General features: G+C 72.5%; 23 protein-coding genes. 9 read left to right on the forward strand and 14 right to left on the reverse strand.

Annotated features, from left to right (window positions below):
• Nucleotide 1: 1 nt before the first annotated feature.
• The 7 genes from AB0G11_RS27235 to AB0G11_RS27265 form a co-directional block, all read right to left on the reverse strand.
• Nucleotides 2–574: a TetR/AcrR family transcriptional regulator gene (locus AB0G11_RS27235; protein ID WP_357589211.1), complete on the reverse strand. Its 573-nt coding sequence runs from the start codon at nucleotides 572–574 to the stop codon at nucleotides 2–4.
• Nucleotides 575–652: 78 nt separating this feature from the next.
• Nucleotides 653–1,606 (reverse strand): endonuclease/exonuclease/phosphatase family protein, encoded by a 954-nt coding sequence (locus tag AB0G11_RS27240; protein WP_357589212.1) that lies wholly within the window; start codon nucleotides 1,604–1,606, stop codon nucleotides 653–655.
• A gap of 32 nt (nucleotides 1,607–1,638) precedes the next feature.
• On the reverse strand, nucleotides 1,639–2,880 hold the full coding sequence (locus AB0G11_RS27245; RefSeq protein ID WP_357589214.1) for a Gfo/Idh/MocA family oxidoreductase: 1,242 nt from the start codon (nucleotides 2,878–2,880) through the stop codon (nucleotides 1,639–1,641).
• 10 nt (nucleotides 2,881–2,890) lie between these two features.
• The gene (locus AB0G11_RS27250; RefSeq protein ID WP_219509375.1) at nucleotides 2,891–4,078 is read right to left on the reverse strand and encodes an ROK family transcriptional regulator; all 1,188 of its coding nucleotides are present in this window, start codon (nucleotides 4,076–4,078) and stop codon (nucleotides 2,891–2,893) included.
• A 48-nt stretch (nucleotides 4,079–4,126) separates the two neighbouring features.
• Nucleotides 4,127–4,945: a carbohydrate ABC transporter permease gene (locus AB0G11_RS27255; RefSeq protein WP_219509374.1), complete on the reverse strand. Its 819-nt coding sequence runs from the start codon at nucleotides 4,943–4,945 to the stop codon at nucleotides 4,127–4,129.
• Nucleotides 4,942–5,784, reverse strand: coding sequence for a sugar ABC transporter permease (locus tag AB0G11_RS27260; protein WP_357589216.1), 843 nt, complete (start codon nucleotides 5,782–5,784; stop codon nucleotides 4,942–4,944). The genes AB0G11_RS27255 and AB0G11_RS27260 overlap by 4 nt, the downstream gene beginning before the upstream one ends.
• Nucleotides 5,781–7,049 carry an extracellular solute-binding protein gene (locus tag AB0G11_RS27265; protein WP_357589218.1) on the reverse strand — a complete coding sequence of 423 codons (1,269 nt, stop codon included), beginning with the start codon at nucleotides 7,047–7,049 and terminating at the stop codon, nucleotides 5,781–5,783. Before AB0G11_RS27265 ends, AB0G11_RS27260 begins: the two co-directional genes overlap by 4 nt.
• A 144-nt stretch (nucleotides 7,050–7,193) precedes the next feature.
• Between AB0G11_RS27265 and AB0G11_RS27270 the strand changes: the two genes are divergently transcribed.
• On the forward strand, nucleotides 7,194–8,705 hold the full coding sequence (locus AB0G11_RS27270; RefSeq protein ID WP_357589220.1) for a phosphodiester glycosidase family protein: 1,512 nt from the start codon (nucleotides 7,194–7,196) through the stop codon (nucleotides 8,703–8,705).
• A gap of 15 nt (nucleotides 8,706–8,720) precedes the next feature.
• Here the strand turns inward: AB0G11_RS27270 and AB0G11_RS27275 are convergent, their stop codons facing one another.
• Nucleotides 8,721–9,944, reverse strand: coding sequence for a serine hydrolase domain-containing protein (locus AB0G11_RS27275; RefSeq protein WP_357589222.1), 1,224 nt, complete (start codon nucleotides 9,942–9,944; stop codon nucleotides 8,721–8,723).
• Between the two features lie 158 nt (nucleotides 9,945–10,102).
• Between AB0G11_RS27275 and AB0G11_RS27280 the strand changes: the two genes are divergently transcribed.
• Complete coding sequence (locus AB0G11_RS27280; protein WP_357589224.1) at nucleotides 10,103–10,879, forward strand: MerR family transcriptional regulator; 777 nt, start codon at nucleotides 10,103–10,105, stop codon at nucleotides 10,877–10,879.
• Between the two features lie 40 nt (nucleotides 10,880–10,919).
• On the opposite strand, the gene AB0G11_RS27285 is transcribed toward AB0G11_RS27280, so the two are convergent.
• Both AB0G11_RS27285 and AB0G11_RS27290 read right to left on the reverse strand, forming a co-directional pair.
• Nucleotides 10,920–11,765 (reverse strand): MBL fold metallo-hydrolase, encoded by an 846-nt coding sequence (locus tag AB0G11_RS27285; protein ID WP_357589226.1) that lies wholly within the window; start codon nucleotides 11,763–11,765, stop codon nucleotides 10,920–10,922.
• 49 nt (nucleotides 11,766–11,814) lie between these two features.
• A complete protein-coding gene (locus tag AB0G11_RS27290) occupies nucleotides 11,815–12,489 on the reverse strand; it encodes a winged helix-turn-helix transcriptional regulator (protein ID WP_219509368.1) in 675 nt (224 codons plus the stop codon).
• Between the two features lie 107 nt (nucleotides 12,490–12,596).
• Between AB0G11_RS27290 and AB0G11_RS27295 the strand changes: the two genes are divergently transcribed.
• Both AB0G11_RS27295 and AB0G11_RS27300 read left to right on the forward strand, forming a co-directional pair.
• Nucleotides 12,597–13,004: a hypothetical protein gene (locus tag AB0G11_RS27295; RefSeq protein ID WP_219509367.1), complete on the forward strand. Its 408-nt coding sequence runs from the start codon at nucleotides 12,597–12,599 to the stop codon at nucleotides 13,002–13,004.
• Nucleotides 13,005–13,176: 172 nt separating this feature from the next.
• Nucleotides 13,177–13,974 carry an alpha/beta hydrolase gene (locus AB0G11_RS27300; protein WP_357589228.1) on the forward strand — a complete coding sequence of 266 codons (798 nt, stop codon included), beginning with the start codon at nucleotides 13,177–13,179 and terminating at the stop codon, nucleotides 13,972–13,974.
• A gap of 70 nt (nucleotides 13,975–14,044) precedes the next feature.
• Here the strand turns inward: AB0G11_RS27300 and AB0G11_RS27305 are convergent, their stop codons facing one another.
• From AB0G11_RS27305 to AB0G11_RS27315, 3 genes are read right to left on the reverse strand one after another with little or no spacing between them, the layout of a single operon-like run.
• Entirely contained in the window at nucleotides 14,045–14,392 is a 348-nt protein-coding gene (locus tag AB0G11_RS27305; RefSeq protein ID WP_357589230.1) for a hypothetical protein, read from the reverse strand.
• Between the two features lie 55 nt (nucleotides 14,393–14,447).
• Nucleotides 14,448–15,383 (reverse strand): CU044_5270 family protein, encoded by a 936-nt coding sequence (locus AB0G11_RS27310; protein WP_357589232.1) that lies wholly within the window; start codon nucleotides 15,381–15,383, stop codon nucleotides 14,448–14,450.
• Nucleotides 15,383–15,946 (reverse strand): RNA polymerase sigma factor, encoded by a 564-nt coding sequence (locus AB0G11_RS27315; RefSeq protein WP_357589234.1) that lies wholly within the window; start codon nucleotides 15,944–15,946, stop codon nucleotides 15,383–15,385. The genes AB0G11_RS27310 and AB0G11_RS27315 overlap by 1 nt, the downstream gene beginning before the upstream one ends.
• 229 nt (nucleotides 15,947–16,175) lie before the next feature.
• Between AB0G11_RS27315 and AB0G11_RS27320 the strand changes: the two genes are divergently transcribed.
• Nucleotides 16,176–17,252 carry a right-handed parallel beta-helix repeat-containing protein gene (locus AB0G11_RS27320; RefSeq protein WP_357589236.1) on the forward strand — a complete coding sequence of 359 codons (1,077 nt, stop codon included), beginning with the start codon at nucleotides 16,176–16,178 and terminating at the stop codon, nucleotides 17,250–17,252.
• A 70-nt stretch (nucleotides 17,253–17,322) separates the two neighbouring features.
• Nucleotides 17,323–17,913 carry a hypothetical protein gene (locus AB0G11_RS27325; RefSeq protein WP_357589238.1) on the forward strand — a complete coding sequence of 197 codons (591 nt, stop codon included), beginning with the start codon at nucleotides 17,323–17,325 and terminating at the stop codon, nucleotides 17,911–17,913.
• Between the two features lie 9 nt (nucleotides 17,914–17,922).
• On the opposite strand, the gene AB0G11_RS27330 is transcribed toward AB0G11_RS27325, so the two are convergent.
• On the reverse strand, nucleotides 17,923–19,359 hold the full coding sequence (locus AB0G11_RS27330; protein WP_357589239.1) for a PLP-dependent aminotransferase family protein: 1,437 nt from the start codon (nucleotides 19,357–19,359) through the stop codon (nucleotides 17,923–17,925).
• Between the two features lie 97 nt (nucleotides 19,360–19,456).
• On the opposite strand from AB0G11_RS27330, the gene AB0G11_RS27335 reads away from it, so the two are divergent.
• From AB0G11_RS27335 to AB0G11_RS27345, 3 genes are all read left to right on the forward strand, one after another.
• Entirely contained in the window at nucleotides 19,457–20,326 is an 870-nt protein-coding gene (locus AB0G11_RS27335; RefSeq protein ID WP_357589241.1) for a PhzF family phenazine biosynthesis protein, read from the forward strand.
• Nucleotides 20,327–20,337: 11 nt separating this feature from the next.
• Nucleotides 20,338–20,574 carry a hypothetical protein gene (locus AB0G11_RS27340; protein WP_357589243.1) on the forward strand — a complete coding sequence of 79 codons (237 nt, stop codon included), beginning with the start codon at nucleotides 20,338–20,340 and terminating at the stop codon, nucleotides 20,572–20,574.
• A gap of 135 nt (nucleotides 20,575–20,709) precedes the next feature.
• On the forward strand, nucleotides 20,710–21,159 hold the full coding sequence (locus AB0G11_RS27345) for a hypothetical protein (protein ID WP_357589245.1): 450 nt from the start codon (nucleotides 20,710–20,712) through the stop codon (nucleotides 21,157–21,159).
• Nucleotides 21,160–21,175 lie beyond the last annotated feature (16 nt).

Raw genomic sequence — 21,175 nt, forward strand, 5'->3', positions numbered from 1 at the left:
GTCATCCCTCCTCGACCGGCGCGGGGACGAGCCTGCGGAGCACCGCCGAGAGATCGTCCGCCCTGAGGCCCAGGCCACGGTGCAGCAGGAGGCCGTCCACGGAGGCCGCCAGGACGGCGGCCGTCTCGAACGGGGCGGGCACCCCGTGCCGCTCCAGCCACCCGCCGAACCGCTGCCGGAACTCGGCGGCCAGCTCGGCGATCTGCCCGCGCAGCTCGTCGTCGCGGGTGCTCGCCAGGTACGCCTCGACGAACAGCAGCGAGCTCGCGTCGGCGCCGGTGTACTCCTCGGCCGACGCGAGCATCGTCCCGATCGCGTCGCCGGGCGACCGGGCGCCTTCCAGCAGCTCGTTCAGCCCGGCCAGCAGCTCCCTCATCCGGCCGGTCGCGGCCTCGCGCAGCAGGCTCGGCAGCGAGGGGAAGTGGTAGTGCACCACGCTCGGCGTCACCCCGGCGCGCTCGGCGAGGACCCGGGTGCTCACCGCCGCCCAGCCGCGCTCGGGGATGAGCTCCACCGCCGCGTTCAGCAGGCGTTTCCGCACGTCGCGTCCGCGCTCGGCCGCCGGGGACGTCATGGCTTCCTCCGATCAGGGCAGTCGTCCTGTACGACTGCCCTGATCGTATGCCCGGACGAGGCCACGGGCAAGGGCCGGTCAGTGTTCCCAGGCCGCCGCACCGCGCAGCAGGTGGTGGTCCGACATGCCCGGCGTGCACGCCGCCGCGTCGCCGCGGACGGTCGTGAACCAGTAGTGGCTGAGGAAGATGTAATCGATCTTCCCGGGCTCGCTGACGTGGGGCGAGCAGGGCAGCTTCGCCGTCGCCTCACCGCTCCTGCAGCGGTCCCGGGTCTGCGCGCACGCTGCCCCGAAGTGCTCCTTGTCGTTCTCGTCGACCTCCTGGAACACGCCGTGCCCGCCGGTGTGGCCGTACAGCGGGTCGAGGGTGTCGTCCGCCGGGAGCACGTTGAAGTCGCCGCCCAGCACCACCGGCTCGCCCTGGCCCGCGTAGCCCTCGGTCAGGGTCGCCACGCGCTCCACCTGGAGCCTGGCGGTCGCGTCGTCGGGGTCGATGTGGGTGTTGCAGGCGCGGACCTGGCGGCCGGTGACGGTGGCGCGGGCGCACAGCAGGATCCGGTTCTCGACGTCGCGCGCCTCGGGCAGCGGGTGGACGACGCGGGAGCCGTTGTCGATCGTCCCGGTCCCGCCCTTGGCGAAGATCACCAGGCCGAAGCGCAGGTCGTCGCCCCAGCGCGAGCAGCCGGGGGCGGACGGCAGGGCCGCCGCCCACACCGAGTCGTACCGGGGCTCGCCCGTACGGCCGCGCAGGTGGTCACGCAGCAGGGTCCACTGCCCGTAACAGACCTCCTGGAGCATCACGAGGTCGGCGTCCCAGGCGTCCAGGGCGCGCACGACCACGTCCCGCCACGCGATCGCGGAGTCCTCGTAGATCGGCGGGCAGTGGCTCGCGCCGCCGCAGACGTTGTAGCTGATGAACCGCGGGCGCGGCCAGTTCTCGGCGTCGGGCGCGTCCGCATGGGCGGGCCCGGGGGCGAGCAGCGGGGCTAAGCAGATGAGGGCGGAAAGGACCGTTCTGAGCGCTGCTCGCATGGGGCGAGCTCCTTCCTGTTGCGGTTCCGGCCTCACTCCACGGTGATGACCCGGTCGGTGAGCCTGGCCCGCTCGGCGGCGAAGACGGCCAGGTGGGAGGCGAGTGATTCGGCGGGGCCCGAGCGGATCAGGCCGCGGTCGCCGGTGGCGACGGCGCGGACGAACGCCTCCATGAGCCGCTCGTCGCCGCCCGCGTGGCCGCCGCCCGCCGTGGGGTCGCCGGTCGGCGTGACGGCGATCGTCGTGGAGTCGCCGGTGCGGAAGTCCTCGACGACGACGCTCCGGCCGTCGCACGACAGCTCGCCGTGGGTGCCGAAGATCCGGGTACGGCGATGCCCGCCGGTGTTGAAGCCGGTCATGGTGAACGTGCCGGTGGCTCCCCCGTCGAACTCCAGGGCGACGACCTGGTGGTCGACGACGTCGTTGTCGCAGTCGTAGACGCACCTGCCGTACGGCCCGTGCCGGAGGGCGCCGGTGAGGGCCTCCTCGGTGAAGGTGGGTGTGACGACGCTCAGCGGCCAGCCGTGCCGCCCCTCGCGCAGCCGCCCGAAGTACAGGCGCGTCGCGGAGTACGGGCAGCCGGGCTCGACGGCACAGTCGAGGCAGCGTGAGGCCGCTCCCTCGGGGCGGTTCTCCGGGCGGAAGTGCTTGAGCCCGCCGAAGCTCGACACCCGGCGGACCGGGCGGCCGACCACGTACTGGAGCCAGTCGAGGTCGTGCGACGACTTGGCCAGCAGCATGAAGCTGGCCTGGTCGGACCTGCGCCAGTTGCCGCGCACGTAGGAGTGCGCCTGGTGCCAGAAGCCCACGGGTTCGAGGTGCTGGACGGAGACGATCTCGCCGATCCGGCCCGAGCTCAGCACGGATCGCACGGTGTCGGTGTACGGCGCGTACCGCAGCACGTGACAGACGGCGAAGATCACCCCCGTCCGCTGGACGGCCGAGACGATGGCGCGGCACTCGGCCTCGGTCGGCGCCAGCGGCTTCTCGACGAGCAGGTGGCAGCCGAGCCCGGCGAAGGTCCGGGCCGGTTCGGCGTGGTCGGAGTCCTGGGTGGCGATCACGACGGCGTCGGCGATCCGGCCCGCCTCGGCCAGCTGCCTCCAATCGGGGAAGACCCGGGCGCCGCTCGGGCGGGCCAGGGCCTGGGCCCGTTCCTCGACCGGGTCGGCGACGGCCACGATCCGGGCCTGGTCAGGGTGCTCCAGCGCCCACCGGGCGTATCCGCTGCCGCGGTCCCCGGCTCCGACAATGGCCAGCGACACAGGTGACATGCTTCTCTTCTCAGCCATTCAGGTTGTCCAGCAGGGAACTTTCGACGACGTCCAGGGCGGTGCGCAGGGCCCCGGCGGTGACGGCCCGGTCTCCGAGCGACGACACCTCCAGCCGGGGCGGCAGCGAGGTCATCTGCGGCAGCCTGCGGCGGATCGGCTCGGCGATCTGCTCGCCGGCGGCCGCCACGCCGCCTCCGATGACGATCAGCTCAGGGTTCAGGAGCAGGGCCAGCGTGCCGACCGCCCTGGCGATGCGGGCCAGGATCTGCTCGAGGACCTGCTGGGCCTCCTCGTCGCCGTCGCGGGCGGCGGCCATCAGGAGCGCGGCGTCGCCCGTCAGCCCCTCGGCCTGGCCGGGCTGCGGCTCGCCGTGCTCGCGCAGCCTGGCCACGACCTCCTTGCCGACATGGCTGGCCAGCGCGCCGATGCCCTCGGCTCCCGGGGTGTGCTCCAGCAGGCTGAGGAAGGCCATTTCACCGGCGCCCCCGTCGTGGCCGCGGAAGACCTGGCCGCCCGAGACGATGCCCGCGCCCAGGCGTTCGCCGGCCAGCACGTAGATGACGTCCTCGCTCGCGGCGGCCACGCCGCGCCAGCGCTCCCCCACCACGGCGAGGTTGGCGTCGTTGTCGGCCAGGACCGGCGCGCCGAACGAGCGGCCCAGCTCGGTCCTGAGGTTGAGGCCCTTCCAGTCGGGCAGCACGTCGCAGGCCAGCACCACCCCGGTGCGGGGGTCGACGACGCCGGGCGTGGCCGTGCACACCGCCAGGACGGCGGACCGGTCGACCCCGGCGGGCTTCAGCGCGGCTCGTACGGTCCTCCGAACACCGTCGAGCCGGGCCTTGCGGCCGAGTTCCTGCCCGAGCTGCCGCACCTCGGTGGCCAGGACTGCGCCGCGCAGGTCGGCCACCGAGACGACGCACTTGTGCACGCCGATGTCGATGCCGACGACGTAGCCCCGTTCCGCCCGCAGCCGGACGAGCCTGGCGGGACGGCCGCGGCGGCCGGCGGTGGCGTCCTCGGTCTCGGCGATCAGCCCGATCCTGCGCAGATCCTCGATCACCGCGTCGACCGTGGGCCTGGACAGGCCCGAGGCGTCGGCCAGCTCGGCGAGGCGGATCGTGTCGACCTCCCGCAGGACGGCCAGCGCCTTCTCGGCGTTCAGCCGGCGCAGCAAGGGAGCGGTCGCGGAAGACGTCATGGCAGCACTCTCTCGGGCAGACGGTGGGTTCCGGCGTGAGGCATGGTGTCACCCCTTCACGGCGCCGGAGGTGAGCCCGGCGACGATGCGGCGTTGGGCGAGCAGGACGAGGACGACCACCGGCACCGTCACCATCAGGGCGGCCGCCGCGATGGCGCCGTACGGCTGCTGGAACTCCGAGTCACCGGTGAAGAAGGCCAGCGCGGCGGGGACCGTGCGCGAGGCCTCGGTCGAGGTGAGCGAGATCGCGAACAGGAACTCGCCCCAGCAGCCCAGGAAGGTGAGCAGGAACGTGGTGACCACGCCGGGGACGGCCGCCGGCAGGACGACCCGGACCAGCGCCTGGAGCCGGGTGGCGCCGTCGACCTGCGCCGACTCCTCCAGCGCGCGCGGGATGGTGCGGAAGAAGGAGGTCAGCAGCCAGATCGCCAGCGGCAGCGAGAAGGAGACGTACGGGATGATGAGGCCGAGCCAGGTGTCGAACAGGCCGAGCTCCGTCCACAGCGTGAACAGCGGCCCGACCAGCGCGATCGCCGGGAACATCGTCAGGCACAGGGCCGTGCCGAGCACCAGCCCGCTGCCGCGGAAGGCCAGCCGCGCGATCGCGTAGGCCGCGAAGATGGCGACGATCACCGAGACGGTCGTGGCGATGAGCGAGATGCCCACGGAGTTGCCCAGCGCGCTGGTGAACACCGGCTTGGTGAACAGCCCGGTGTAGTTGTCGAGCGTCGGCGAGGCGGGCAGGAAGCGGCCGTCGTTCTGCAGGGTGGCGGGCTTCAGCGACAGGCTCACGACCCAGGCGATCGGGGCCAGGGTCCAGACCGCGACGGTCAGGGTGACCAGGATGTCCGCGACGCGCCGTTTCATGATTCACCTCTGAACGCTCTGACGAATCCGGCCGCGATCATCGCCACGCAGACGAACAGCAGCACCGAGACGGCCGAGCCGAGGCCGACCTCCAGATCCCTGATCAGGAAGCGGTAGCTCAGGAACGACAGGGTCTCGGTGCCGACGGCGCCCTGCGTCTGGATGTAGACGGTGTCGAAGATCCGGAACGCGTCGAGCGTGCGGAAGAGCAGCGCCACCATGATCGCCGATCGGATGGCCGGGATCGTCACCCGCCACAGGCGCTGCCAGGCGCCGGCCCCGTCGACCCTGGCCGCCTCGTGGACCTCGCCGGGCACCGTGACCAGCCCGGCCAGCAGCATGAGCGCCATGAACGGCGTCGTCTTCCACACCTCGGTCAGCACGATCACCGTGTACGCCGACCAGGTCTCGCCGAGCCAGTTGAAGTCGCCGCCCACGAAGCCCACCGACGGCTGGAAGGCGAAGCGGAAGGCGAACGCCGACACCACGGTGAGCACGGCGTACGGCACGAGCACGACGGTGCGCAGCAGCTGCCTGCCCCACAGGACCTTGTGCATGGCCAGCGCCAGGGCGAAGCCGAGCACGAACTCGATGCCCACGCTGGTGACCGTCAGGATGACCGTCGAGGACAGGTCGCGCCACCAGTCGCCGCTGGCGAGGATCTCACGGTAGTTGCCGAGCCCAGCGAACGCGCGCTCGCCGGGGGCGCTCAGGGAGTAGCTCTCCAGCGACAGCGCGACGGTCCGCAGGACGGGCACCACCGTCACCGCCGTCATGAGGAGCAGCGCCGGGCCGGCCATGAGCCAGCCCAGCCGCCGCTCGGTGCGGATCCGGTTCACTGTCCCACGGCCTCGGCGACGGCCGCATGGGCCTTGGCCGCGGTGTCGGGGGTCACCGACGCGGGCGGGTGGAAGGCGGTCTGGATCGCGGTCGACAGGGCGTTGTACTTGCGCACCATCGGCCGGGGCTCCGCCTCGGCGATCGAGTCGCGCATGACGTCGGCGAACGGGAACGCGGCGCGTACCTCGGCGTCGTCGTAGACCGACGCGCGGGCGGCGGGGATGCCGGCGCCCATCATGAAGCCCTTCTGCGACTGCGCGGAGGTCAGGCAGGCGATGGCCGCGTAGGCGCTCTCGCGCTGGTCCTCCGGCGTGCCGGCGCCGATGGCGAGGTTGGAGCCGCCGAGCGGCGGGGCGCTGGGCCGGTCGGCGGCGACCCTCGGGTAGCGGGCCCAGCCGTAGTCGTCGAAGACCTTCTTGAACGCGGGCTCCTTCGCGGCGCGCTCGGCGGCCGCGGCGTAGACGTAGCCCCAGTTCGTCATGAACGACGCCTCCCCCTGCTCGAAGGCGGCGCGCATGGTCTCCTCGTCGAGCGTGCTCAGGCCCTTCAGCGCCGCCGGGCCGGTGGCCAGGGAGCCGATGACGGTGGCGGCGGCCCGCCCGGCGTCGCCGTCGAGTCCCGGACGGCCCTCGGCGTCGACGACCTGCCCGCCCGCCGAGGCGACGAGCGCGTTGACGAAGACCGTGTACCCCTCGTAGCGGTTGCCGGGCGTGGCCACTCCGCGCTCGCCCTCGGGCAGGCGGCCGGCCGCGGCCAGGAGCTGTTCCCAGGTCAGCTCGCCCTTGGCCGGGTCGATGCCCGCCTGCGCGGCTCGCGACTTGCGGTACCAGAGCAGCTGCGAGCCCGACAGCAGCGGCGCCGCGTAGAGTTCGCCCTTCCACGTGGCGGACTTGAGAGCGCCGTCGAGCGTGCCGTCGGTGACGGTCTTGGCGGTGGCGCCGGGCAGCGGCAGGATCCAGCCGGCCTCGGCGAACTCGGCCGTCCACACGACGTCCATGGTGATGAGGTTGACCGCCCGGTCCTTGGCCGACAGCCGCCGGACGAGCTGCTCGCGCTGCTTGTCGGAGCCTTCGGGGAGGGTCTCGACCTTGATCGTGTACTTGCCGTCGCGCGTGCAGGCGGCCACGGCTTCCCGCGTGGGCGTCTCGGCGTTCGGGCCCTGCCACCAGGTGAGCGCGACGGGGCCGTCGCTCCCGGCGGCGGCGCACGCGGTCAGCGGCAGGGCGGTGAGTGCGGCCGCCGCGAGCCGAAGCAGATTCCTCATGAAGGGTCCTTGGGTCGGTGGGGTGCGGAGGGTTGCTCTTTTTTTCAGGGTCATTTATTAATTGACCCTGAAGAATAGGAGCCGCTCGATGCGCCGTCAAGACACGGGTCTCCGCCGGGCCGGCCACGAGAACGAAGGACGCACATGCCCAGCACAGCCTTAACGTCCCTGGTAGCGGCCCTGACCGTGCTGCTGCCCGCCACGGCCGGAGCGACCCCGCCCGGCCTGCCCCCGGGCGTCAGCCTGACCACGCTCTCGCTGGGCGCCCAGGACGCCGACGACCACTGGACGGTCCACGTCTACCTGCCCGCGACCCTCGACGGCCCGGCCGCCACGGCGGGCACCGCGCTCGGACCGAGACAGATCGCCGACCGGATCGCCGCCGCCCTGCGCGAGAAGGGCTTCACCCCCCGCGTCGAGCGGGTCGACCTCCCGGACTTCGCCGACCGCCCGGCGGACGTCCTCGGGTGGACCGTACGGGTGGGCCGCTACGCCACCAGCGGCGAGGCGTCCGCCGAGCTGACCCGCGTCAGGGCCGCGGGCTTCGCCGGCGGCACCCGCTACACTGCGCAGGACGGCGCCGACGCGAACGCGCCCCAGAAGGTGCACGTGCTGCGCGTCGACTTCCGCGAGTTCCGCGGCACCGTGGACACCGAGTTCGGGCAGGCGCTCAACGGCCCCGAGACGCTGACCGACCTCATGGCCGCGACCGGCGCCGCCGCCGGGATCAACGCCCAGTGGTTCTACAACCGGGCGCCCGGCGGCCTGTACGTCAAGAACGGCAAGCTCATCGGCTCCGCCACCCAGGGCCGCGGTGGCATCAAGATCACGCACGGCGGCCGCCGGGTCGACGTCGACGCGTTCACCGCGCGCGTGACGCTGCGCGCGGGCGGGGCGACGGCCGAGATCGACGGCGTCAACCGGCTGCCCGGCGAGGTGTGGAACTGCGGCGGCGTCGGCGGCGACCAGCCCACCGAGAAGCCCCAGCACGACCTCAGGTGCACCGACTCCAGCGAGCTGGTGCTCTTCACCCCCGAATGGGGCGTGCCACCCGCGGGCGAGGGCGCCGAGGCCGTGCTCGACGCCAACGGCACCGTGCTCGCGGTCAACACCACGCGCGGCGCCGCCGTCCCGGCCGGCGGATCGGTCGTCCAGGCCATCGGCGACAGCGCCGCCTGGCTGCTCGGCCACGCCGCCCCGGGAAGCAAGCTGACCGTCACCGAGCGCGTCGAGGACAGCAGGGGCCACCGCGTACCCCTCACCCCCGACACCACGATCCTGCAGGTCGGGCCCACCCTGGTCCGTGACGGCAGGATCTCCGTCAACGCCGGCGCCGACGGGCTGATCCGGGAGGGCGCCGACCAGACGTTCACCTACAACTGGACGCTGCGCGCCAACCCGCGATCCATGATCGGCATGGACGACCGCGGGCGCCTGATGCTCGTGGTCGTCGACGGCAGGCAGGCCGGATACAGCGAAGGGCTCGGCATCGCGCAGACGGCCGAGCTGATGAAGCGGCTCGGCGCGGTGGAGGCGATGAACCTCGACGGCGGCGGCTCCAGCGTGCTCGCCACGTCCGGAGCGGGCATCGTCAACCGGCCCTCCGACGCCACGGGACAACGCTCCCTGGGCAACGCCATCCTGGTCAGACCGTAGCCGGGGCCCCGGCATTCAGTCGTCGAGGGCCTGGTAGAGGGTGGTCCAGAAGTCGTGGAACAGCCGCGCCGGGGCCGGGGTGGACATCCCGGTCTGGGTGAGCAGGATTCCCGTGAGCTGGTTGGCCGGGTCGGCGTAGACGGTGGTGCCCGTTCCGCCGTCCCAGCCGAACTGGCCGACGGGAGCGTAGTCGCTCCGGCGGGTGCGCACCGCCATGCCGTAGCCCCAGCCGCCGTGCAGCGCAAGCCCGGCCGACAGGTGCGCGATGTTCCGGTACATGCTGTCGCGGGCGGCCTGCTGCTCGGGCGTGAGGCAGTTGGTGGTCATCAGCTCGACGGCGGGCCGGGACAGGATCCGCCGCCCCTGGTGCACGCCGTGGTTCAGCAGCATCCGGAAGAAGGCGTGGAAGTCGTCGACGGTGGAGACCAGCGCGCAGCCCTGGAACACCGGGGGCCGGCTGACCCGTCCGCCCTCGGCCTCGTCCCACACGACGAACTCCCCGGTCCGCGGATCGGGCCCGTACAGGGGCGGCAGCCGGTCGATCTTGGCGGCGGGCACGTGGTGGCCGGTGTCGGTCATGCCCAGCGGGTCGAGGACGCGTTCGCGCAGGAACGTCCCGAACGGCCGGCCGGTGACCCTGGCCACGAGCACGCAGAGCACCTCGTGGCTGAGGTCGTACTGCCACCGCTGCCCGGGCTGGTACGACAGGGGCAGCTCGCCGAGGCGGCGCATCCACTCGTCCGGATCCGGCGCCGGTCCGGACGCCACGCCGTAGTCGGTCGCCTCGAAGAGCGCGGCCCTGATCGGGGCGTTCAGCAGCTCGAAGTCCATGCCGAGCCCGAGCGTCGAGGTGAGCAGGTCCCGTACGGTGATCGGCCGGTCGGCCGGCACGGTGTCGTCCAGCGGCCCGTCGGGACGCTTCAGCACCTTCCGGTCGGCGAGCTCGGGCAGCCACTCGTCGACCGGGTCGTCCGGCCGCAGCCGGCACTCGTCGAGCAGGACCATCGCCGCGGCCATCGTGACCGGCTTGGACACCGACGCCATCCGGAAGATCGTGTCCCGGCGCATCGGCGCGCCGCCGTCGTGCCGCATCGTCCCGAGCGCTTCGACGTGGGTCCGGTCTCCCCTGCTGACGAGGGCGACCAGCCCGGGGATCTTCCCGGACTCGACATGGCGCGCCAGCACCTCGCGCAGTCTGCGCAGCCCCGCGTCGGAGAAGCCGCCGGTGCTCTGTCCCATCCTGAACCTCCTGGTGTTCGCCCCTTCGAGGGGGCGTGCGGTGAGCGTGGTGTTCGCCCCTCCGAGGGGCCTTGCGGGGAGCGTGCACCCTGCCCTTAGGTCAACGTCAACCCGGTCGCGTCACCCGTGGACGCGAGGGCCGCCGGTACGCTGTGCCGATGGCAGACGGGCTCACGATCGGTCAGGCGGCGGCGTTCGTGGGCGTCACGATCAAGACCGTGCGGCACTATCACCGGCTCGGCCTGGTCGCGGAGCCGGAGCGGGACGGGTCGGGCTACCGGCGCTACCGGTCGACCGACCTGCTGCGGCTGGTCCAGGTCCGCACGCTGGCCGAGGCCGGTGTGCCGCTGGCCGAGATCGGTGACCTGCTCGACTCCGGCCCCGAGGAGTTCGCCGCGTCGCTGCACGACGTCGAGCGGCGGCTCACCCAGCGGATCGAGGACCTGACCGCGCGCCGCGACACGCTGCACCGGCTCGCCCACGGTGACCGGGCCCTGCTGCCCGACCGGGCCTGCGCGGTCCTGGAGCGGCTCGCCGAACTCGGCTTCGGCCCTGACTACGTGGCCGCCCAGCGGGAGGCTCTGCTGCTGGCCCGGGCACTCGTTCCGGAGATCTTCGAGAGCTTCCTGACCCGGCTCGAACACTCGCTTGACGATCCCGAGCTCGTCGAGCTGACCAAGCGCGGCGTCGATGCGATGTCCTGGGATCCCGGCGACCCGCGGATCGAGGAGCTGGCGTCGGCGCTGGCCGACAGGCTGCTGGCCGACCGCGCGCTGCTGGCGCCGCCGCCCGCGTCCCGGAGCCGGTCCGACGCCGCCGCCCGCTACGGCCTGGTCAACCACCACCGGGAGGACGAAGCGCCGAGCATCGCCCGGTTGAACGCGCTGGTCGAGGCGGAACTACGCGCGGCGGGCATCGACGTCCCGCGTCAATGACCGGGGTTCGCGGTCGCCTGAGCACCGGAGCCGGCCGCGGTCACACCGCGACGAACGGCTCCGTCAGGTGCGGTGTCGCCAGGTGCAGCGTGGTGGCGGGTGCGCGGTCGAGCATGCGCTTCCTTGACCGCCTGGCCGCCCCGGGGTCGAGCTCGTGCGCGTAGGCGAGCTCGGGGTGGAGCACCTGGAGCGCGTGCACCAGGAGGTCGCCGGTGACGAGCACCAGCTCGCGCCCGTCGCCCACCACCACGCTCTGGTGCCCGGGCGTGTGACCGGGCGTCGCGACGATGCGCCCGGCGCGCAGCCGCGTGTCCCCGTCGAGAAGCCGGAGCCGGCCGGCCGCCTCCAGCGGGTCGGTCAAGGTCTCGCGAAGCTGCGGGTTGAGCGCGTCGAGGGCTTCGAACTCGGCCCGCTGGAGCAGGTAGTCGGCATTCGGGAAGTACGGGCGACGGCCGCCGGGCGCGGGCGCGCCGTCCGCCGGCGGGACGGCCGCCCCGGTCACGACCGCCCACCCGACGTGGTCGGTGTGCAGATGCGTGAGCACCACGGTGTCGACCTCGGCCGGGTCGAGGCCCGCGGCCGCGAGTGAATCGGGGAGCCTGCCGGGCACGGGCGCCCACGAGCCGGCCGGGCTGTCCGCCGGGCCGATCCCGGCGTCCACGACGGTGAGGCCCTTGTCCCCGCGGATGGCGTACGCGCGGAACTGGAGCCGCCAGCGGCCCTCGGCGTCGACCGCGCCCGGGTCGTAGCGGTCGGCTTCGGCCCACTGGGCGGCCGTGGCCTCGGGGAAGGCCTCGGCACGCGGGGAGAAGAACGGGCCCTCGGCGTCGGCCAGGGCGATGATCTCGGCCGAGCCGACCCGGAGGCGGGGAACACGCAGGGACATGGCCGCGATCCTGCCACGCGCTCCGCACGGGGCGGTCACCCGCACGTGATCATTGGGGACCGGGGAGCGGGGCCGGCTCGGGGAGCGGGAAGAGGCCGAGAAACCGTTCGACCAGGTCCAGGGGGCCGTCGATCACCAGGTCGCCGGCCTTCAGCGCGTCGGCGACGGGCAGGCCCTCGTGCAGCAGCGCGGTCAGCGTGGCGGGATCGGTGCCGATGACCACGTCCGCGTGCTCCGCCTCCCCGCGGGCGGCGTCGAGCCGGCCGCCGGCGATCTCGACGCGGAAGCGCTGCTCGCCCATGGTGAGGGCGATGACGGCGTCGAGCCCGGCCGCGGCTTCCGGGGCGAACAGCGCCCTGAAGGACAGGACCAGCGAGTCGACGCCGATCGCGGCGTCGTGCCGGAGCCTCGGCGAGCGGCTGGCCCAGCGGCCGAGGTGCCGGACGATCGGTTCGAGCTGCATGCCCCATTCGGTCAGGTCGTACACCCAGGAGCCGGCCGGGGCGGGCAGCTTGCGCCGCTGCACGATGCCGGCCTCGGCCAGCTCGCGGAGTCGCTGGGTCAGCACGTCCGGGCTGACGCCCGGCAGGCCGGTACGCAGGTCGGTGAAGCGTTTGGGGCCGAGAAGCAGCTCGCGCACCACCAGCAGCGTCCACCGCTCCCCGATCAGGTCGAGCCCGTGCGACACCGCGCATCCGTCGTCGTACTTCCGCTTGCCCGCCATGCCGCGAGTCTAGCAGCCGTAGTTCTGAAACTTACCTCTCTAGTTGTTTTTTCCAATCAACTAGTTGTACGGTCCAATCACACGGTCACCGAAAGAGGAGAACGGACATGCCGCAGTTCATCATCGAAGCCCCCACCGGGGTTCGAGCCGACGCCAAGCAGAAGATGATGAAGCAGATCACCGAGGCGATCGACGCCGCCTACCGCATCCCCGACGTGCGGATCTGGCTCCGCGAGTACGCGCCCGACCAGGTGGCCCAGGACGGCCGGATCGCCGCCGAGCCGATCCGGCCGCTGTGCTTCCTCGAGGCGCCGGAGCTGTCCAGCCTGGACGCCAAGCGGAGCATGACCGAGAGGATCCATGCCGCGATCGCCGAGGCGTACCAGGGCCTCGCCAACACCGACGAGACGCTGATCCTGATGAACCACTACCCGCTCGAGAACGCCGGCTGGGCCGGCCGCCTCCAGTCCGACGACCAGGAAGCCGTGCGAGCGATCGCCCAGCTGAACGGCTGACCCGGACAGCCCTTCGACCGGTGCCGCAGCAGCCCGTGTCCGCCGGTTGCGGCATGGACCGCTGCGCACCGCGCCGTCGAATAGGCGAGCGCTCATCTGTTTGACTGCTACGCGAGCACTCGTTATCTTAGTGCTCACTTAACCAGCTCTCGCTAAAAGGACGGGTTCGATCATGCCTTTCATCTCCGCGCAGGACGCACGGGTGCACTACGAGGTCGACGGCCAGGGCCCCGGCCTGGTCCTGGTCCACGGCATGGGCGGCGACGCCGAGAAGGTCTTCGGCAACGTCTTCGGCCACTTCACCGCCACCCGGACCGTCGTCCGCCCCAACTTCAGCGGCAGCGGGCAGACCACCGACGACGGGCGCGAGCTGAGCGTGGACGGCATCGCGGAGCAGATCACCGCGGCCGCCCGGGCGGCAGTGGACGGTCCGGTGGACCTGCTGGGTTTCTCTCTGGGCGCGGTCGCCGCGGCCGCCGTCGCCGCGCGCCACCCGGAGCTGGTCCGCAGGCTCGTCCTCGTCGCGGGCTGGCCGGACACCACCGGCCCCCGCGACCGCTTCTACTTCGAGACCGCGCGCAAGCTCCTGGACACCGACCGCGAGCTGTTCAAGCGCTTCTCCACCCTGACCGGCTTCGGCGCCGCCGCCCTGGACCGGTTCGGCCACGAGGGCCTGGCCTACTCGCTGGCCGACGCCTGGCCCCCGCCCGGCATCGGCCGCCAGGTCGACCTCGGGCTGAACGTGGACATCCGCCCGCTGCTGCCCGCCATCACCGCCCCTACCCTGGTGATCGGGTTCGCCGACGACAACATGATCCCGGTCGAAGGCTCCCGCCGGCTGCACGCCGCCATCCGGAACAGCCGCCTCGTCGAGATCGAGGGGCAGGGCCACATGGACTGGTTCGCCGACCCGAGCCGGCTCATCGCGCTCACCCGCGACTTCATCGACGCCCCTCCCGGCACCCGGTGACGGACACCACCCTGCGAAGGCCGCCGGGGACGTGATCCACCTGCCCGCCCCTGACCGCCTCGGCCCGGGCTCAGAGCGGGGCCACGGCGCCCACGCGGGCCTGGAGCGCGTCCAGCACCTCGACGTGCTCTGCCGGCACCGCCACGTCCAGCGTCAGGCTGCCGGCGGCGATGGAGAGGCCGAAGGCGAAGAAGGAGCAGCAGCCGTTCTCCCTGGCCGCCAGCTCGGCGGCCCGGGCGGCGTTCTCCGGGCTGAGGACGAGCTCCAGGCGCAGCCGGGTGCGCTCCGGCCGTGCCACACCCCGCACCGCGTCGGCGAACAAGGCGTCGAACTCGGCCACGCGAAGCGGCTGCTCGGCGCTGGGCAGGGTGCAGGAGGAAGGCACCCAGCCCAGGCCGGGGGCGAGGTCGTGGGTCATGCCTCGACGGTAGCCCCGCGGCCGGGCCCGCGTGCGGCCCGGGATGCCGCCGTGGTCAGGAGCGGCGGCCGGGCTGGTCCACGATCGTGGCTTCCAGCTGCGCCGTCAGGCCCACCGTGCCCGCCTTGAAGGTCTCCTTACTGCCATCGGCCCACTCGTAGGTCCGATCCTGCAGCCGCGTCGAGTTGGTGCCCAAATACCGGAAGGTCTGCGGGTCCAGGACGAGATAGCTCCGTGCCTCGGCCTCGGTGATGCTGAACGCGACGCCTCGCCGTCCGTCGGCGACGGGCACATCCTGGGTCACCGTGATGCCCTCGATCGTGGGCAGCGCGCGGAAGAGCGCGGCCCGCACCTCGGGGGCGAGCCACTGCTCGGAGATGAGCTGGTTGATCTCCATGAAGAGCATCACCGGCGGGACGTGGCCGTTCAGCTCCTGCGGCCCCCGGCGGTCCTCGTCGAGGATGGCCGCCTTGATCCTGGCGATCACCCCCGGCGGGGTGACAGGCGGTTTGGCCAGCTCAGCCGGGTTGAAAATCGCGCTGCCTTGGAACATCAGCTTGCCGCCCTGGTACCAGGCCGACCGCTTGCCGTCCACGCTTGTCCACCGTTCCCAGGTGTCACGCCGGTCTCGGTCGACGTCCCCTTCGACCCCGGTCAGCTGCAGTTCCTTGGTGTAGAGCCACTGTCCGGGGCCCGGCGCGGGCATCGGATCGTTCTCGGCCGCACGGGCGGCGCGCTCGCCCAGCTCGGTCACGCTGGCCACCGGTGCCATGCCCGGCTCGTCCCTGAGCGTCACGACGGTCCCGCCGACGGCCAGGGCCAGAGCCGCCGCCACCGCGATCCGCCAGCCGAACCTTCTCGTGCGGGACGCGGCCGGCTTCGCCGCGGCCTCCGGCTCGTGGATCGCCGTCATCAGCCGGGTCCTGGCCGCGGCCGCGGCTTCGTCGGTCATCGCCGGGGTGTTCCGGCGGAACTCCTTGATCACGTTCATCACAGCTCCTCGTCCCCGAGTACGTGCCTGGCCTTCTTCCGCGCGCGGTGCAGGCGTGACCGTACGGTCCCCACCGAGATGTCCAGCGCTCGCGCCACCTCCTCGTACGACATGTCCTCCCACGCCACCAGCAGCAGCACGTCCCGATGACCTCGGGGCAACGACGCCAGCGCCCCCGCCAGCTCACGCTCCCTGCCCTGGGCCGTCACCCGGCGCGTCACGGTGTCGGCCAGCGCCTCGGGCAGCGGGTCCACGCCGGTGCGGCTCAGCGCCCGCAGCAGCCGTTCCTCCTGCCGCCGGTGCCTGGCGATCAACGTCGTGGCGATCCCGTACAGCCACGGCCTGGCCAGCGCGCACGACGTGTCGTACGTGCCGCGCCTGCGGAAGGCCGCCAGGAACGTCTCGGCCACGATGTCATCGGCAGCCTGTGTGCCGAGCCGCCGGGCCGCGTACAGATGGATCTGCTTGGCGTAGCGATCGAACAGCGCGGCGAACTGCTCTGGGTCGTGCGCCGAACGACGGATCAGCTCTCCGTCGTCGATCTCGACCGTCTCAGCGCTCAACGCCTCTCCTTCGTGAGTGGGTGTTTCACCGTGCTGTCTCCCGAAGGGCGTCACCGGGTTCCCGATGCCGCGAAGCTCGACCTTAATAAGGGTTCCTAACCTGCGGACTGGATCAGATCGAGCTTTTTGCACCGAGGGCTTGCAGAGGAGTGCCGTCGCACTTACGCTCCGCGTTAAGTTAGGAAACTCTCCTAATGACCCCCCGACACCCCCCATGTCAGGAGCGTCGATGCTACCTGTGGTGTACGAACCCGCACGTCGCCGTCTGCTCGTGGCGGCCGGCGTCACCGCGCTCACCCTGGCCGCGCAGCCTGTCTGCGCTTCGGCCACCGTCACGACCGTGGACGTCTCCACCTCCGCCGGGCTGGTCGCCGCGCTGGCGGGCGCGCAGCCGGGGCAGACGATCCGGCTGGCGCCCGGCGAGTACCGGGGCGCCTTCGTGGCCGAGCGCGACGGCACCGCGTCCGCGCCGATCACGCTGACCGGGCCCGCCACCGCCGTGCTGGTCAACGACGGCCCGTCGGGACAGGCGCCCGCGTGCCCCGTCCCCGGCAACGGCTGGGACTCCGGCTACGGCCTGTGGCTCTACGGCGCGCCCCACTGGAAGCTGACCGGCTTCACCGTCAAGGACTCCAAGAAGGGAATCGTCCTCGACGACTCCCGGCACGTGACCATCGACGGCGTCCACGTTCATCACATCGAGGAGGAGGCCGTGCACTTCCGCAGGTCGTCCTCCGACGGGGTCGTCAAGAACTCCCGCATCGACAACACCGGCTCGGTCAAGCCCGGGTACGGCGAAGCCGTCTACATCGGCTCGGCCGGCTCCAACTGGTCCTGCCACGGCAACTCCGGCGGCGTGGACCGCAGCGACCGGGTGCAGGTGCTGGACAACGTCCTGGGGCCCGGCGTCGCCGCCGAGCACGTCGACGTCAAGGAGGGCACCCACGACGGCGTCATCCGGGGCAACACCTTCGACGGCCGGGGCCTGTCGGGGCAGAACTCGGCCGACTCCTGGATCGACGTGAAGGGCATCGGCTACCTGATCGAGGGGAACACCGGCACCTTCTCCTCGCCCGGCGTCCTCGCCAACGGCTACGAGACCCACAACCCGGCGACCAGCCCGTCGTTCGCCAACGGCTGCGGCAACGTGTGGCGGGGGAACCGCTCCGACCTGGGCGGCGTGGGCGCCTACGCCATCAAGATCACGTCCACCTCGAAGTGCCGGGCCCGCCCCAACGTGGTGCACTCCTCCAACACCGTCACCAACGCCGTCTCCGGGCTGACGAACATCCCCGTCACCCCCTGAACCCCGCATGGCCGGAGCACCGCTCCTGGTGAGGCAAGTTAGGGAAGGAGAGCAAAAGGGGGATCTTGGCGTGCGAGAGACACAGGATGAGCTCGTTCTGCGGCCCGATGCCGGGAAGGGGGCGATCTTCCTGGCCGCCGCACTGGTGGCCGCCGTGCTCATCGTCGCCGCCGTCCTGGCCGGCGACGCCCCGACGGTGTTCGCCCCGATCGTGGGCGCCTTCTTCGCCGTGCCGATCCTCCTGGGGATCTGCGCCTTCGTCCGGGCCCGGATCGTCCTGACGTCGCGGGAGATCGTCCTGCGAGGGCTGTTCTACCAGCGGCGCCGCTCACGGTCGCGCGTCGCGGAGGTGGTGCGGGCGACCCTCGTCGCGCCGCGGGGGTCGCCCGGCGACACCCTGTTCGTGCTCGACGCCGACCGCAGCCTGCTCATGCGGGTGCCCGCCGGCGGCTACGCGCGCGCGGACATCGACCGGCTGGTGAGCGCGCTCGGCGTGCCGTGCGGCGGCCCTGATCGCCCGGTCGACGCCGCGGAGCTGGCCAGGACGTACCCGGGCCTGGTGTCCTGGCCCGAGCGCCATCCCTATCGGGTCGCGTTCGCCGTCGCCGGGGTCGTGCTCGCCGTCGTCATGACGGTGATCCTCGTGTCGGTCCTGGCGTGACCGGGCCGTTCACCGCGTGCCCGGCTCGTACAGGGCGGCGTGGGTCTCGATGAGCCTGTCGACGGCGGCGTCGAGCGCCTCCGGCGGGAGGGTGAAGGGAAGCCGCAGGTAGTGGCCCAGGGCGCCGTCGGGCGAGAAATGAAAGCCCGGGGTGAGGAAGAGATTGCGGGTGGCCGCGAGGGCGGCCAGCCGGCTGGAGTCGGCGTCGAGGAGTTCGAGCCACAGCGACAGGCCGCCCTGCGGGGTCCGGAAGCGGCACCACGGCAGCGCGGACAGGCGGGAGACCAGATGGTCGCGCTGGGCGCGCAACTGGGCGCGCCGGCGGCCGACGATCGTCTCCTGGCGTTCCATCAGCCGGGTCGCGAGGAGCCGGTCGAACGGTGAGGGGGCGAGGGCGGCCGCGAGAGGGAGCGCCGCCAGACGGCGGACGACGTCGGGGTGGGCGCGGATCCATCCCACCCGCAGGCCCGGCCACAGGGACTTGCTCAGGGAGCCCACGTGGACGACGCCGCGATCGTCGGCCCGCGTGACGGCGCGAGGCGGCGGGGCGGCGCGCTCGCGCAGGTCGAGCTCCCGCATGGTCTCGTCGAAGACGACCATCGTGTCATGGCGGCGCAGGCGGCGCCGGAGCTCACCACGCTCGTCCTCGCTCATCAGCAGGCCGGTGGGGTTGTGGAAGTCCGGGATCAGGTAGACGAGGGACGGCCGGGCCGCCTGGAGGGTGTGGTCGAGGGCCGGAATGTCCCAGCCGCCGGAGCCGAGGGGCTGCGCGACGAGCCTGGCGCCGGCGGAGCGGAACACCGCGAGCGCACCGGGATAGGTGGGAGAGTCCACCACGACCCTGCTGTTCGGGCGCAGGAAGGCCGCGCCGAGCAGGCTCAGCGCGGCGTCGGCGCCGCTGGTCAGCAGCACGTTCCCGGCGCGGGTCGCGAACCCCTGGGCGGTGTGGGCGTCGGCGATGGCGGTGTGCAGCGCTGACGGTCCGACGCCGCCAGAGGTGTCGTGCAGCAGGACGGCGGGCAGGGCGTCGGCCGCCGCGTGCACCGCCTGGAGGAGCTCGTCGAACGGCGCGGCGGGCTCCGCTCTGGTCAGGTCGAGCTCCGCGCCGTCCCGGCCGGCCTGGCCTCGGTCGCTGGCCCACGGCGACAGACGGTCGTGCAGCCGGGGCGGCAGGCAGGTGGTGCTGCCGGAGCCGGTCCGGGTGGTGATCAGCTGGGCGGCCCGCAGGAGGTGGTAGGACGCGGCCACGGTGCCTCTCGCCAGCCCGAGCTCGCCGGCGAGCAGGCGTTCGGCGGGCATCCGCACCCCCAGCGGCAGCCGGCCGTCCTGGACGGCCTTCTCCACGGCCACGGCCAGCCGCTCGGCGAGCGGCCCGTCGCCGGCGCGCCAGTCACCGAGCAGGCGCGGGAAGTGCGACGCCGGTACGCGCCGCACCATGCCAGTCATATAGGCCACTTTAACGGGATTGGACCATGACCGGATGGGCCGTCCCCGCCTAGCGTCGAGGTATCCACCCGCCCTCGCGCCGACCCCGGGAACCCTGATGCCCCTGAGCTACCGCCATGTCGACGTGTTCGCCGCCACGGCGTACACCGGCAACAGCCTTGCCGTCTTTCCCGGACACCCGGACCTGTCCGGCGCCCAGATGCTCGCGATCACGCAGGAGCTCCGGCACTTCGAGACGATCTTCCTGAGCGAGCCCGGCGAGACCGGAGAGGTCCGGGCCCGGGTGTTCGACCTCTTCGAGGAGCTGGACTTCGCCGGGCACCCCGTCCTCGGGGCGGCCGCCGTCCTGCACGAGCGCGACGGCGATCCCGGCCCGCGGCGGTGGCGGTTCCGCCTGCGCCACAGGACCGTCGCGGTGACCACCCACCGTACGGCCGCCGGGCACCACGCCGCGGTGGACCAGGGCAGGCCGGGGTTCCTCGCGACCGTGCCGGCCGGGGGCAGGCGGGAGATCGCCACGGCCCTGCGCCTGCCGGAGACCGCGCTCGCCGATCTTCCCCTGGAGGTCGTCTCCACCGGGCTGCGCTACCTCGTCGTCCCGGTGGTGGGAGGTCTGGCCGGGGCGAGGATCGTCCGCGACGACTTCGCGGATCTGCTCGCCCGTCATGGCGCGCAGTTCGCGTACCTGGTCGACGTCGAGGCCCTCGAAGGCCGCCACTGGAACAACGACGGCGTCCTGGAGGACGTCGCGACCGGCAGCGCCGCAGGCTGCGTCGGCGCCTATCTGGCCAGGCACCGCCTCGTCCCGGCCGAGGCGGAGTTCGTGCTGCGGCAGGGGCGCTTCGCCGGCCGGCCGAGCCTGCTCACCGTCCTGCCGCAGGGCCGGCCTGAAGACCTGCACAACGTCCGCGTCGGCGGACACGTGACCGCGGTGGCCCGGGGAACCCTGGACACCCTGCCCGGATGAGGACTCCGCCCATGCCCAGTCTCCCGCTCCACACCGCCGGCCGGATCCGCGCCGTCGTCGACGCCGGAGAGGTGAGCGCCGGCCGCGTGGACGGCGAGATCGGCGACGTCCTGGCCGGCCGCGTTCCCGGACGCCGCACGCCGGAGGACGTCACGGTGGCCAAGCTCATCGGCTTCGGCCCGCAGGACCTCGCCGCCGCCGAGACCGCCCTCGCCCTCCTGGAACGAGGGCAGCGGCGCGACAAGTAGGAGTCCCCGGTCTCGATCTGCCTGGTCAGCGGCTGCGCGGACGTCACACTGATGTCTGCGGCCATCGGTCTTGACGTGCGCACCACGCGGAGGATCACGCGATGGCCGCCCAGCCCGCTGACGAAAGAGGTTCGCATGCGCCGCCGATCGTTCCAGACCCTGCTGACCGCCTCGGGCGCCGCCGCGCTGCTGGCGCTCACCCCGCTCACCGCCGACGCCGCGTCGTTCTCGGGCGGCAACTACGGGGCCTACGGGTTCGAGGGCCAGTACCCGACCGTCGGCGGCTGCGCCGGCACCTTCCGGCAGGTCGGGCCGACCAGAACCGCCGGCGGCATGGCCCTGAAATACTTCTACTCCGACCGGTGCGGCTCGTTCGCCCGCATCGAGAACTCCCGCACCAACTGCGCCGCCGTCCTGGAACGCTCCAATTCCGGCGCCGCCCGCGCCGACGGCTGGGTCTCGGAGACCGTCGACCCGGGCGTCACCTACGCCTACACGAAGATCGGCAACAACCTCCACGGCCGCGTCTCGCGGGCCCTGCTGGCGTGCGACGGCCACGTCCTGACGAGCACCAACTGGACCTGACCGCCGAAGCGCCACG

The organism is Nonomuraea sp. NPDC023979 (genome assembly GCF_040639085.1).
GTDB lineage: Bacteria > Actinomycetota > Actinomycetes > Streptosporangiales > Streptosporangiaceae > Nonomuraea > Nonomuraea ceibae.